Below are 14,024 nucleotides of genomic sequence, written 5' to 3'. Positions count from 1 at the left end.
GATAATTATACATATTAACTAACAATCGTCAATACCATATTTAATTAGCTAGTTGTTGCGATTTGTTATTCATGAAATAAAAAACATTATTTCTGTGACTCAACCAAAAGAAACCACCCATCGAGAGTCCTCGGAATACAAAAAAGCTTAGCAATGCAATCCAGAGTCCAATATTGCCAAAATTATGTAATGACCACCACACTATGAGAAAACCCGAAAAAGAAAAGAACATTGTGTTCCGCATTTCTCTAAATTTTGTCGCGCCAATAAATACTCCATCGAGGAAAAATGATGCCATAGAAATTAAGGGAAGAAATATGATAAAAATTAACTGATGTTTTGCAATTTGTCGAACTTCAGGAAATGAAGTCATTACATTAATTAGCTGACGTCCAAATATAAGATAAATAATGGAGAAAGTGATACCTATCACTAAGGCCCATCGACCCGCATCAAAAATCGCTTGATTTGAAGCCGCGTAATCACCACGGCCTACATTTTTACCCACAAGCACTTCTGCAACATTCGCAAAACCATCTTGAGCAAAACTGGTGAGCGTCATAAAGCTCATTAAAACAGTATTAGCCGCTAAATAAACAGGCCCTAATTTTAAACTTTGAAGAGTAAAAAAACTGTATGTACTTATTAGAAAAATAGTTCTAAGAAAGATATTACTATTAATAAATGTAATTTTACGAAAAAAATCAATATTGAAACGCCAATTATTCAAATGTATAGCCCCAGATAATCGCTTATATAAATAAACTATTCCGACTAAAGCGCCTGTATACTGTGCAATAATATCCGCAATTGCTATTCCTCTAATAGAAAGATGATGTACCACCGATAACTCAAGACCTAAAATAACAGCAAGACCATTCACAATGAGCATCAATAGAAGTGGCATTCGAACCATCTGCAACCCGATAAACGCACCTACTAAAACATAATTTATTAAAGTTGCTGGTGCTGCAAAAACACGCAAAGAATAATATTGTAATGCCGCCGCTTTAACTGCACCATCACCTTGAATTAATCCGAAAAGCAGATTTCCGATGGGATTTTTGAATAAGATAATAATAAGACCTATGCTGAACGATAATATTAAACTGTGTGCAATCGTCTGCCACGTATTTTCTTCCCCGCCTTTGCCATAGGCCTGTGCCACTAATCCTGTCGTTCCCATTCTTAAAAATGCAAAGCCCAAAAACAGTAAATTAAAGACCATAACGCCCAAACCGATCGCAGCTACAGTAGCGTGATGGTGAAGATGACCAGCAATGCAGATATTAGTAAACCCCAATAAGGGAACGGTCAAGTTGGATAATATAAGGGGTGCCGCTAACTTTGCTATACCAAAGTTCAATTTTTTCATTAAATACTCATCATTTTCTTAGGGATTTCATAATTAACATTAGATTTATATTGGATATTCTAACACAAATTGTAGCTAAAACCAATGGCTTCCTCTTCTTCTTCAGACTAATATAGAAATCCCTCTGTTGCACGGTTATCTTTAATCTGAATCAGCGTGTTTCGGGTTTTTCCACTGTCAGTGTATGCAAAGTTTTACTAAACTGAGGATTTTATAGTTATCAAGGAAGTCAAATGAAAAATGAAGTAGATGTCGTTAACGGTGTAAAATACTGGGCTAAATGGTGGATTGCTCAACGTAGAAAAAAGCTCGAGGAAAAGCTGAATGAAACCATGTCAATTAACCCCTTTTTAATGCCCTTTTTGTTCAGTTACCACCACTTAGGTAGTTTTGAAGATTTGGTTGATTTGATTATCGCTAGCCATTTGATGACTGGGCATAATACAAGCTTTGGTAAGCTGGTAGATGAAAAGATTGTTACAAAAGTTTTTGGTGCGCAGAAGCTGGATGTCAAGTTTCGTAGGCAAACTGCACCATTTGGGCAGCCATGTTTTGATGAGATTGATCATATAATAACCAGAGAGGATGGAAAGATTGAACTGCTGTCGTTAAAGGCTGGCAGGTGGACTATTCAATTAACAATGGCCGTCCAGTTAAATGTGGCGTTTAAGGAAATTACTGAAAAGTATCCTGACATAGCTGACAATATTGTCGTTGGAGTGTTTTATGGAAATAAAGAAGATTTGACCGATAAATACGATATTTTACGAGGTATCAACAGAGGTGCTGTGCACAACGTTCATGACCTGACCCATCGCGTTCATATCTATTCTGGTCGTGAATTTTGGACATGGTTAAGTGGTGGAGCAGAAGAAACGCAGGAGTGGGTACTAAAAGGCATTTGTGAGGCTCTCAACGAAGAAAAAATTCATGAGACATCTGCCAAGCTTCTTGAACAGTTCAAGACTAGTGTTGTTGAGAAATATGAAGCTGATGTAAGAGTCAATGGAATTATGGATTGGAAGAAACTTCTGTCAAAAATAAATGGATAATGCATATCTGGGTTGCAGGACTTCTAATTACAGCCTCTCACTCAGTCTCAAGTAAAACTAACTTTTTTTCTTGCTCAGACTCTCTATCGTAGTAGCACTTGTCTCCCGAGAAAGATTCTCCATCTTTCCAAAAGGTTCTAGTCCTCACGTGGGGTCTTAAGTGGCTAATTGTGTGACCACATCGTGGATTATTAGCTTTCCCTTCAATCTTTATTTTCTCTAATAGCCCCTTGATAACCTCTCCTGCTACCCTGCCAAGGCGCGGAGGAACTGCATTGCCAACTTGTCGAAATTTTGCTGTTGTAGTGCCTTGAAACTTCCACTTAGCTGGAAATTCTTGAATAGCTGCTGCTTCCCCTACTGAAATTGCCCTCAGCTCTTTAGGGTGGCACATGCTAGTGCCAGCATGATTCGGCATTGTTACAACAGTCGGGCTTGGAAAGGCATAAGATAATTTTCTCCAATAAGCGCTTCTGCCACCTTTCAAATACCAGCTTCTACCCATAGATTCTTGTTGAATATTTTCGGGCAGACTTCTCCAATTCCCCCCTTCGGGAACCATAGAAAGGTATTTGAGCTTTCTAGGACTAAAGTTCATTGCCTCTGGGAAAAGATCTACAAACCCAGATTGAGGGGAAATTGTTTCGCCAAGAGTTTTAAAAGGAGGTAAATGATCTTTTGGTCTATTGCTGTACTGAGGTGGAGGGAAGTCTACAGAATGCCCGAATCGATTTCCAATAAGTAATATACGCTCTCTTATTTGGGGTGCGCCATAGTTAACCGAGTTAACTACAAAGCAATCTACATGATAGCCAAGTTCATTAAACCCATTAAAAATTTTTCGTAGCAGTGAACCTTTTTCAAAATATTCTTTCGGAATATCTTTGTTGTCTATGAGTTCTTTTTTGTTAGGTGCAATTGACATGGATAGCAAGCCTCGAACATTCTCCATTAGAAATGTTGCAGGATTGGTTTCTTCAACGATGCGCAGAAACTCAAAAACTAATTGTCCTCTTGCGTCTTCAATACCAAGCCTATTACCGAAAACGCTAAAAGCTTGGCATGGTGGCCCTCCGACAACAAGGGGCACAATTGAGCTTCCGAATTTTCCAGCTTTCTTAAGTTCGTTTCCAGTAACCTCAGTTATAGAGCAATCAAAAACTGGAAGATTTGGTTTATTGTATTTGATTGTGTTAACTGCGTCTTTATCGTTTTCGACGCAAGTGGCACACTCAAAGCCAGCCATCTCTAAACCTAAGTCTAAACCCATTGCACCACTGAAAAGAGATATAAATTTCAAAACTGTCTTCTCCTTGTAAATTTGGATCGAACTCATAGTTACCAATGAACAATGGCGAAATTTGGTGGATTTTTTTAACTTAAACTGGGAAACTGTCAATAATGAGTAGGATGCTCAAACCAACTAAAATATGAATCCTATGACGTAATCATCAGATCCTGGTGGCTAGAGCTTAAACGACAGAATTTCACCAAATTCGCTAGATCTAAAAACCCGATGGCGAGATCTTATCAAATTTAGTTGTGTACGACACTAAAAAAATTCTTGTAACGGGCACCTTTTAGCCATTTAGGAGTGGAACGGGTCAGATCTAAGATTGATACATTCTTTTGACTTTTAACATGAGGATGTATCAATACTAAGAGCTCCATTGACTCTTCATTGCGACCTTGATCTCAGGCCATCATCAAAAGCTAAGCACTATTAATTACATATTATCCAAAAATTGCTAATCCAGTGCGCAATATGATCGTTGATAGCAATGAAATCGCTTGCGTTTTACCCAGAAATAACTATTACAAAATAGTACACTCATCGCGATCAAGTTCATCATAGATGGCTTTATTTTGCCTATCATAATCGATGGGGTCAGGTCTAACATTGACACTTTAGTCTAAAGTTTCAATGATAGACCTGACCCCATCTTATTCTTGGAGGGATATAAAGCGCAGCGAGGGGGATCCGAGCGAGCAATTCCCGGAAAGACAGTCGGATTCTCACGCCGACTTTGAGACCCCTTACCTCCTTACCTGTACAACTTCTCACTCACCTCAAAAATATTTTCCAACGTAATTATCCGATCAAAATAGTGCCTATTTTTCAAGCTTTCAGTTGCACCACTTAACGAGATCAATACTTTTTCAATGGTTTTAGATTTTGGATTATCAAGTAGTTTTATCTTTTTCTCGAAATCATCAATCACATCTATACCCACAGCACTTTGTGTATATCTTATCTCACAAATAGTAAATACATGATCTGCTCGATCGAATATTAAGTCAATTTGGTAACCTCGACTTTTTTTATCCGTGCCTCGATTATAATAAACGCCACTCTCATAACGGACTGCTGAGAAACCTAAGATCGTGGAGATGATTTTATGGTTTTTTCTACAAAAACGCTCAAAAGCGTAACCCAACCATTTCATATAAGATTCTGTATTTAACGCCTGGGTTGGTGAGTGATTAAAATTAGCCTGATTGATGTCATTTATTATCGGGCGAATAAATTTATAATAAAAACGCAGATAATTATCGGCGATACAAAATCGTGCTAACTTGCTTTTTTCATCGGCATTATAGGGAGTGTATTTTTCAATAAATCCACATAACTGTAGGTCATTCAAGACATTAGTAAAGTTGCCTCCGCTCGATATGTTAAGTTCTTTTTCGATTTCACCACGAGTTGAAAATTTCCTATGGCTTAAATACTCCACAATTGCTTTATAATGAACATTTTCAGCAAAGCTACTAATAAAAATTTTGTCATGTTCCCTACTAAAATAACTATTTTTCTTGAAGCTGTTCTCACAAATTCCAATCTGTATAGAAGAGCCCTTATTGATTCTTTTCAGATATTCAGGCACTCCACCTACGCTTAAATAGGCATCCATGATTTCTCGCTCAGATCTATTTGCCAAATATTGTCTAATTTCATTTAATTTAAATTCATTAAGATGAATCTCATACATCGAACGGTTGTAAAGCGATTTAGAATGTATTACTTGATTAATCATAAAAGAAGGTGCAGACCCACAAAGCACTACAATTAATTTCGGGTTTTTACGCAGATGATTATCCCAAGCAAGCTTTAAATCAGAAACGAATTCATTTTTATATTCAGCAAGCCATTGAAGTTCTTCAAAATAAAGTGTCCAAACCCCTTCTTTAACGATTTCTGAAATATAATCAAACACCTGATACCAGGTTGTGAAATTAAGATGTTCTATAAAACGCTGATCCAATGCTTTAGACAATTGAAAAAGCACTCTTTTTATTTGAGCTTGAGTATCGCCACCTTCAACACCTTCAAGTTTGAGCAAATTACGCTCCCTAAAAGTCTGCTCCACAAGTTCTGTTTTCCCAATTCGTCTTCGACCATAGACCACGATGATAATCGCCTCATCAGATTTAGCCGCATCAAGTAAGCCCTCCCGCTCAAAATCACGCCCAACGAAGTGCGTATTTACTGGAAATAATTGATCTAGTTTAATGCTCATATCTTAGTCTCACTATGTTGTAGGGCCAATAATAGACAATTATAGCCATAATTGGCCCGAATGTATAGTTAATTTATGGCCAATAACGATGTATTTATAGTGTTATTGGCCCTAAATAGTAATAATTTCGCGGCCAAAGGAAGGGAGAGGGAAGGGAGGGAAGGGGTCAAATCTTGACAAATAGACAAATCGACGTTGTTATCGAACATTAACCCTCATTGATACCATGACATTTTTTAAACTTTTTTCCGCTGCGGCAAGGACATGAATCGTTTCGACTGCTTTTTTCTATTTTACCATCAACATAAAACCATTTTCCATCAATCTTAAAAAATTCACTGAGCTCTTGGATTACTGTACATTTTCCCTGATACTGATGCAGCGCTCTAAATTCTACAAAGGCATGACTAGAATTTTTTTTATCTGCAAAATGGCGCATTACTTCAAGACCTAACAATCGATGTGATTGTTGTTTATCTGATTCTTGATCTGAAAATCCTTGAGCCGCTTTTCCCTGCATTGTATTTTTTATGTAGTTTAAATTATCTAAAGCATAAGCAGAATATCTGGAACGCATTAATTCTTCAGCTGTTTGCGGCAACTTCAAACCTTGATGAAATAACTTACAACAAGTTCCGTATGTTTTTCCGGAACCGCACGGACAGTCTCTAGAATCATTTTCTTTTATATCGTTAATACTCATCAATAATCTCTAAGTGTCTATTTAGCAGTCATTTTATGACGACTAGTCTGGTTGCAATCAGATGAACCATTAAAGGCCCAATCGGGCTTTAAACTAGAATGAGATAATAATCATTCTCATCTTATAGGTTAATATGATCACTTGTCTAGATAATTTCCAAAAAGTACAATTAAAACTGTATTCACACTAAGGAGCTCTTATGCAATTGACAAAATCACTTCAACTACTAGCACTCATTTCATTGAGCATTTTCAGTTTTTCAAGTCTAGCCGATACTCACACTATTGTGAGCATTAAAAAAATTACAACAATTAATGGCACTGATGCAGAAGGATTTAAAAAAAACTTTGGCGATACTTCTATCTCTACTCCCGAGCTCAGCATTCAATGTGGAAAACATTCTTGCGAGATAACAACTGCTCGTTCTGGATTTTCCGGTGATCTTGCAAAACAATTGCTCAATGGACGCAAAGAAGCTGTCTTTGTAAGTGAAAATGAAAAATTCAAACTGCAATGTGGGATTACCAATGTTCCGTTTTGCAATGTAACCCAACGCGATGGAATATTGAGATAGTTTAGAAACTACCCACTCCATATTTTTCCATGATCTCAGGGATATCAATTAAGGAACTACGAGTTGGACAAATATATCTTATCAATTGATCAGGGCACCACATCAACGCGAGCCATACTCTTTGATGCTAATGGAATTCCAATTGATAAACATGAAATAGAATTAAAACAAATTTACCCCGCTAATGGATGGGTCGAACACGATCCCAACGAAATTTGGGAAGCCACATTAAAATGTTGTCAAGCAATGACGAAACGCATTCCAGCAAACCAAATCGTAGCTATTGGAATTACCAATCAACGTGAAACCACTGTTCTTTGGGATCGTTCTACAGGCGCTCCATTACATAACGCCATCGTTTGGCAAGATCGTCGCACTGCCGATCGATGCCGCGAACTCAAAGATGCCGGTTACGAAAAAATAATTTCTAACGAGTCAGGATTATTATTGGATCCGTATTTTTCTGCGACAAAAGCAGAATGGTTGTTCGATCATATTCCAGGATCACGTACACGTGCAGAAAAAGGAGAACTTGCATTAGGCACTATAGATTCCTATCTAATTTTCAAATTAACGGGTGGAAAAATTCACGCAACAGATGTTACGAACGCTTCACGAACAATGTTAATGAATTTACATTCTCTAAAATGGAGTGAATCACTCCTAAAATTATTTAACATTCCTGCACAATGCCTCCCTGAAATACTTGAAAGCGCCGATAATTTTGGAGAATCACTTCCGAATTATTTCGGAGTACCTATCCCTATCCGCAGCGTTGCAGGTGATCAGCAAGCTGCTTTGTTCGGACAAACATGTTTCGAAGCTGGAGATGTCAAATCTACTTATGGCACTGGTTGTTTTATGTTAGTGAACACAGGCTCTTCAATTTCAACTTCTAAAAATAAATTATTATCAACCTGTGCATATCGTATTAACAATCAGACAACCTATGCGATTGAAGGTAGTATTTTTATTGCAGGCGCAGTCGTTCAATGGGTACGCGATGCTTTGGGACTCATTTCAACGGCCGCTGAAATTGAATCTTTAGCAACCACAGCAAAACCCATTGAAGGCCTGTATTTTGTTCCTGCCTTTACAGGATTAGGTGCGCCCTATTGGGATCCAAATGCGCGTGGCGCTATTTTAGGACTCACTCGCGATACAGGCACGGCTGAAATCGCCAAAGCGGCACTCGATGCTGTTTGCTTTCAAACGCGTGATTTACTCAACGCTATAGCGCGAGACATGCACGATGCAAACTTAGGACATCCACAAAGAATAAAAGTCGATGGAGGCATGGTAAATAATAACTGGTTTTGTCAACGCTTAGCCGACCTTACTGGCTTAACTGTCGAAAGGCCAAAATACACTGAAACAACTGCCATGGGCGTTGCTTATCTTGCAGGATTATCAACCGGAGTATTCAAAGATCTTTCTTCGCTCACCGATATTTGGACTCTAGACCGTCGTTTTGAACCTACACTGTCTCAAAATCAGCGAGACACATTGTATGAAGGTTGGCTAAAAGCAGTAAATAGAATTTCTACTGATTAACACCTAAATAATACCGAAAGCTTATAATAGGCTATAATCTCTAGATAGATCTTTTACAGGGATGTAACAGTGCGACCGAGTGAAAAAGCGTCTAGTACAAATGTACCTTTCCTAAGCTTTGCGGCACTGGGCATTGTGTTTGGGGACATCGGAACCAGCCCTCTTTATACCTTTCAAACAATATTAAGCAGAACATCTCATTTTCCAGACTCCAGTATCATTTTGGGCACTCTATCTCTAATCATCTGGACCTTATTCCTAATCACGACCCTTAAGTATGTTTTATTTGCGCTGCGATTCGATAATGATGGTGAAGGCGGAATTATGGCGCTCTTGTCATTATTAGGCATGAAAAAAGTACAGCGTCCTGCCATTATTGCAGTGGGATTATTTGGTGCTGCATTAATTTATGGTGACGGCGCAATTACTCCTGCTATTTCTGTTCTTTCTGCACTTGAAGGTATGAATGAGGTAAGCACAAGTTTCAAACCATATATTGTTCCGGCATCGGTATTAATTTTAGTGCTTCTTTTTTCAATTCAGTCTAAAGGTACAGCACGAATTGGTAAACTGTTTGGACCTGTTATGTTAATTTGGTTTGTCATCATTGCTGTGCTTGGAATTCGTGGAATATTACAACACCCGAGCGTAATTGCAGCACTGAATCCATATTATGCATTCAGTTTTCTTCTGAGCAATGGACTTTCTGGATTTTTTTTACTCGGTGGTGTTTTTCTCTGCGTCACGGGCGCAGAAGCTTTATATGCAGACATGGGACATTTTGGTAGAACACCCATTAAATATGCTTGGTTTTCAATCGTATTTCCGAGTTTACTTTTGAACTATGCGGGGCAAGCAGGAACAGTGCTTGATGGTACTTCATCTGAAAGCAATATATTTTATAGCCTTTGTCCAGAGTCGTTATTAATTCCCATGGTAATTCTTGCCACTATCGCAACTATCATTGCAAGCCAAGCCGTTATCACTGGGGCTTTTTCAATGACTCGCCAGGCTATATTACTAGGTTGGTTACCACGCATGTGGATTAAACATACTTCATCAATGGGTTACGGACAAATTTATATTGGTGTAATTAATTATTTACTGATGTTCTTAACAATAGGATTAACGATTGGATTTGGTAAATCAACAAATTTAGCCTCTGCATATGGTATAGCCGTTTCTATGACGATGCTGATGACCACCACCCTTCTTTTCATCGCAATGCGCTATATTTGGAAATGGAATATTTTTATTGCGGGCGGTATCGCATCTATTTTCTTCATGATTGATAGTGCATTCACTATTGCCAATCTTGCAAAAATCAAAGAGGGTGGTTATATCCCCTTAATGATTGCAGTCTTTGTTTACTTAATTATGTGGATTTGGCACCGAGGTGCTCGCGCTGTTACAGCGCAATTACATCAAAAACTTATACCATTAAATGATTTTCTATCATCGCTTGAGGACAAGCATATCCCTCGAGTTCCGGGTATGGCAGTCTTTTTAACCCGATCCAAAAAGGATACACCACCTGTGATGGTGTGGCATCTTAGGCAAAATCGCTCACTCCATAAAGAAATTTTTATTTTACATACCGAAATATTGCAAATACCGTGGGTACAATCTTCCGACCGAATTTCAGTCAATGAAATTTCAAAAAAATGTTGGCGCGCTGAAGTGCGATATGGATTCATGGAAAGACCGGATATTCCTGCAATATTAAAAGATTGCGAGGTATTAGGATATAAAATTAATACTGATGATGTGACATATTATATTGGACGTAACTCGATTATGAATCGAACTGATGGAAAAGGGTTACCACCTTGGCAAGAAGAAGTATACGATATACTTGAACGAAACCAAGCTCATCTGAGAGATTATTTCTGCTTACCTAGCGATCAAGTCGTCGAAATTGGGCGACAAGTACCAATATAGGCCACTCAAATCTTTTAACCCTTTGATTGCAAGTGATTTTCCTTAGCCGGGAACCCCTGTAAATTACTAATATCTATGTTAAAAAGCCTTCTGATGGTGTATAATGACCAATAATGACAAATTTACACTCTTTAGGTAGCGATTATGGCTCAACAACTCAATTCAACAACAATGACACATGCGTGGTTAATGATCGCACTTTCAGCAGCCTTATACGGATTTATGGGGTATCTCGGCACTTACATCATCAACGATAATATGTCTATCTCATGTATGCTTTTTTGGCGATTTTTGATTGCGGGCGTTTGGATGATGATTTTCGTCATAAAAGATATTATCCGAAGTGAAAATATTTCGTTTAATCCTAAAATTATCATTATCATGTTTTTACTCAGTGCAGCAGGCTACTCTGGATCAAGCGGATTTTATTTTGTTTCCAGCCAATCTATAGGTACTGGACTTGCCATGGTCATATTCTTTTCTTATCCCATTGCAATTGCGTTATATTCTTGGATTGTACACAGACATAAAATGAGTCTTCTAACTTTTTTCACTCTCTTACTTATGTTTGTGGGATTAATCTTATTACACGATTTTTCCGGGCACACACTGAGTCTCAATGGATTATTCATGGGAGTTCTAGCTGCTCTAAGTTATGCACTCTACATTATTGGCAGCAAAAAATTCGCCACCGCTGATATTAATTCGAACTTACTCACGATGATTGTGTGTTTTGGAAGCGCAAGCTTATTTTTAATTTTATCGCTGACATCGAGTAATTTCATTCTTCCTCAAAGTGGTAGATCATGGATCTCCCTGCTCACGCTCGGTATATTAGTAACTGCCTTACCTATTCAATTAATGATGAACGGATTACAACATATGAGCGCCACAAGAGCCTCTATAATTTCAGTATTAGAGCCACTCGTTACAGTTATTGTTGGAATCATCCTGCTTCATGAATCTGTCACCACACTGCAATTCATTGGCGGTTTTCTAATCATGGCTAGCGCAATTTTCGTACAATTTCAAATAGCATAAGAATGGAGTAATCATGAACCGAACCTTTCCTAATCTACACATTATTAATCATCCACTCATCCAACATAAGTTAACTCTGATGAGGATGGAAGAAACCAAGTCCGGGCAATTTCGCCAATTACTCCGAGAAATCACTTTTCTCATGGGTTACGAATTAACAAAGGATTTCCCTACTAAAGCCGTCACCATCAAAACTCCTATCATTGAGACAACGGGTCTTATCTTCGATGATCATGATGTTTCAATTATACCCATTTTAAGAGCTGGCCTCGGAATGGCTGATGCACTCAGAGAACTTATGCCTACAGCAAATGAAGGCCACATTGGACTTTATCGTGACCCAATATCTCATCTCCCAATTGAATATTTTGTAAAACTTCCCTCAAATAAAAATCAAATGTTTATAGTCCTCGATCCTATGTTAGCAACTGGCTACTCTGCTGTACGAGCCCTTGAAATATTATTAGAGCAAGGAATAGATCGCAAAAATATACGCTTTTTAGCACTTATTGCGGTACCCGAAGGCATAACGGTATTTAATAAAATGTTTAGTGACATTCCGATTTATGTGGCTGCATTAGATGAATATTTGAATGATGATGCGTACATGGTACCTGGATTAGGTGATGCTGGCGATCGATTATTTGGAACTAAATAGCCCGGCATCAACTGTGGATTTCTCTTCAAGAATCTCGCCTGATTGAGAAGTTGCTCTTGAAAAAAATGTATATTTTCTGCATAGCATCATACTAAAGTCCCCCACCACAGAAGGAGAAGCTGCATTGTCGCATAAAAATCCACACATTTTATAGAGTGCCAACCATTCTTCTAAACTTCTTTCACGACCATCTAATAGCACCAGCATCAACATATCCGAAAAATAATTGGAATCTATACCTTCACCTGAAGATAATGATCTCTCAATAACTAGTAATCGGCTATTTTCTGACATCGCATCATTAATGTTTTTTAGAACAGTAACACACTGAGCATCAGTAAAGTCATGTAAAACACCTTTAATGATATAAAGGTCTTTACCTCTTGGTATCTGAGCGTTATCTGACGATTCGAAAAAGTTCCCTGGACATGAAATAAATACCGTTTTGTCTAACTTGCGTAGCTGATTATGAATATTGTTCATCACCTGCTCTGTATCATACAAAGTCAACTCATGGTGAAAATTAGTGTCGCGAGAATATATCTCCCAGAGTAAACTACCATACCCTCCTGCCACATCTACAATACTTTTATAAGTTGAAAAATCGAACTTTTCAGCAACTATTTCATCGTCATTTTTAGAAAAGCAGCCTAATCCAATATCAAATTTTCGTCGTTGATCAGGATTTACATCGAGATATTGGAAAAAATTCATATTATTAGCTTTTTGAAAAGCAGATTGACGAGTTAATATAGAATGCTTAAGTTCACTCACTGAATTCCACCAAGCATTATCAACCATACAAAAAGCTGGCTGTATCGTTTGAGGTGCATCACCAAGAACAGATACGAGTATCTTAGATAATTTGTAAATATCTTGTGATTTTTTAGAAAGCTTGAGTAACTCAAGAATTTTCATTAGGCGGTCAAATTGTTTGAAACTAATTTTTAATGAAGCCAATATCAATTCAACATCTAATATTCTATCGGATTTCATATAACTAATTAGATTGATTTGAGCTATGGTATGTAGTGCCCGAGAAATTAAATGAAATTTTGAAAACAATAGCACCATATCTTTAGGACTAGATTCAAGAATCAATTGTAAGTCTTTTAAATTTGCACTCAAACTAATTGACACTAACTGATCAAATTCATCATTTTGACCAGCCAAATACTCTAATAAATTTGCAGAGCGACACCAGTCTCCTTGACTGACGATAAGTTCTGGATGTTCATCATTTAAAAATGGCGTTATTAATGATGCACTGAATTCTTCTCTATTATTTATATCAATAACATTGTGGCGGGCCAAAAATTTAAGCAACCTTAATAAGTAATCTCTGTCAACTGATGCTATTTGACTTATAATCGCTTGGTAAATAGAATCAAAACCTTTAGGCTTAGCGCCAATTATTTTACCTAGATTAAATTCTGCGGCCATATGAACTGCTCGAGCTAGTAGATATCGCACAGAGTACGAATAGACCAATCTCTTTCGAGATGATTCACTTATAACTACTTCCATTGACTGTTTATTCATTAGCCTCTCCAATACGTTTAGAAGGTCCTTAGGTTAGCACTACTGTGAAAAAAAAAATCAGTAATA

Annotated in this window: 11 protein-coding genes; 6 read left to right on the top strand and 5 right to left on the bottom strand. The window is 37.7% G+C overall.

Features of this window, described 5'->3' with window-relative positions; all coding sequences use genetic code 11:
- Positions 1 to 40: 40 nt before the first annotated feature.
- On the bottom strand, positions 41 to 1,375 hold the full coding sequence (locus K2X50_01060) for an MATE family efflux transporter (GenBank protein MBX9585822.1): 1,335 nt from the start codon (positions 1,373 to 1,375) through the stop codon (positions 41 to 43).
- Positions 1,376 to 1,707: 332 nt separating this feature from the next.
- Here K2X50_01060 and K2X50_01055 point away from each other — a divergent pair, with 332 nt between their 5' ends.
- Positions 1,708 to 2,427, top strand: a complete 720-nt coding sequence (locus K2X50_01055) for a restriction endonuclease (protein MBX9585821.1) — start codon at positions 1,708 to 1,710, stop codon at positions 2,425 to 2,427.
- Positions 2,428 to 2,464: 37 nt separating this feature from the next.
- Here the strand turns inward: K2X50_01055 and K2X50_01050 are convergent, their stop codons facing one another.
- From K2X50_01050 to K2X50_01040, 3 genes are all read right to left on the bottom strand, one after another.
- Positions 2,465 to 3,763, bottom strand: a complete 1,299-nt coding sequence (locus K2X50_01050) for a DNA cytosine methyltransferase (GenBank protein ID MBX9585820.1) — start codon at positions 3,761 to 3,763, stop codon at positions 2,465 to 2,467.
- 709 nt (positions 3,764 to 4,472) lie between these two features.
- Positions 4,473 to 5,945 (bottom strand): ATP-binding protein, encoded by a 1,473-nt coding sequence (locus K2X50_01045; GenBank protein MBX9585819.1) that lies wholly within the window; start codon positions 5,943 to 5,945, stop codon positions 4,473 to 4,475.
- Positions 5,946 to 6,153: 208 nt separating this feature from the next.
- The gene (locus K2X50_01040) at positions 6,154 to 6,648 is read right to left on the bottom strand and encodes a YchJ family protein (protein ID MBX9585818.1); all 495 of its coding nucleotides are present in this window, start codon (positions 6,646 to 6,648) and stop codon (positions 6,154 to 6,156) included.
- A gap of 199 nt (positions 6,649 to 6,847) precedes the next feature.
- Between K2X50_01040 and K2X50_01035 the strand changes: the two genes are divergently transcribed.
- The 5 genes from K2X50_01035 to upp all read left to right on the top strand — a co-directional run bounded on the left by K2X50_01035 (position 6,848) and on the right by upp (position 12,416).
- Positions 6,848 to 7,222 (top strand): hypothetical protein, encoded by a 375-nt coding sequence (locus K2X50_01035; GenBank protein MBX9585817.1) that lies wholly within the window; start codon positions 6,848 to 6,850, stop codon positions 7,220 to 7,222.
- Positions 7,223 to 7,285: 63 nt separating this feature from the next.
- Positions 7,286 to 8,776, top strand: coding sequence for a glycerol kinase GlpK (gene glpK / locus K2X50_01030; protein MBX9585816.1), 1,491 nt, complete (start codon positions 7,286 to 7,288; stop codon positions 8,774 to 8,776).
- A gap of 69 nt (positions 8,777 to 8,845) precedes the next feature.
- A complete protein-coding gene (locus K2X50_01025; protein ID MBX9585815.1) occupies positions 8,846 to 10,717 on the top strand; it encodes a KUP/HAK/KT family potassium transporter in 1,872 nt (623 codons plus the stop codon).
- 144 nt (positions 10,718 to 10,861) lie between these two features.
- A complete protein-coding gene (locus tag K2X50_01020; GenBank protein MBX9585814.1) occupies positions 10,862 to 11,758 on the top strand; it encodes a DMT family transporter in 897 nt (298 codons plus the stop codon).
- A 13-nt stretch (positions 11,759 to 11,771) separates the two neighbouring features.
- Entirely contained in the window at positions 11,772 to 12,416 is a 645-nt protein-coding gene (upp, locus tag K2X50_01015; protein ID MBX9585813.1) for a uracil phosphoribosyltransferase, read from the top strand.
- Here the strand turns inward: upp and K2X50_01010 are convergent.
- Positions 12,399 to 13,859 carry a hypothetical protein gene (locus tag K2X50_01010; GenBank protein MBX9585812.1) on the bottom strand — a complete coding sequence of 487 codons (1,461 nt, stop codon included), beginning with the start codon at positions 13,857 to 13,859 and terminating at the stop codon, positions 12,399 to 12,401. The genes upp and K2X50_01010 overlap by 18 nt on opposite strands.
- Between the last annotated feature and the right edge of the window lie 165 nt (positions 13,860 to 14,024).

This window comes from Gammaproteobacteria bacterium, assembly GCA_019748175.1.
Classification (GTDB): Bacteria; Pseudomonadota; Gammaproteobacteria; order JAIEPX01; family JAIEPX01; genus JAIEPX01.
The sequence above is the reverse complement of the archived record's forward strand: the minus strand, read 5'-3'. Positions and strand labels throughout refer to the sequence as shown.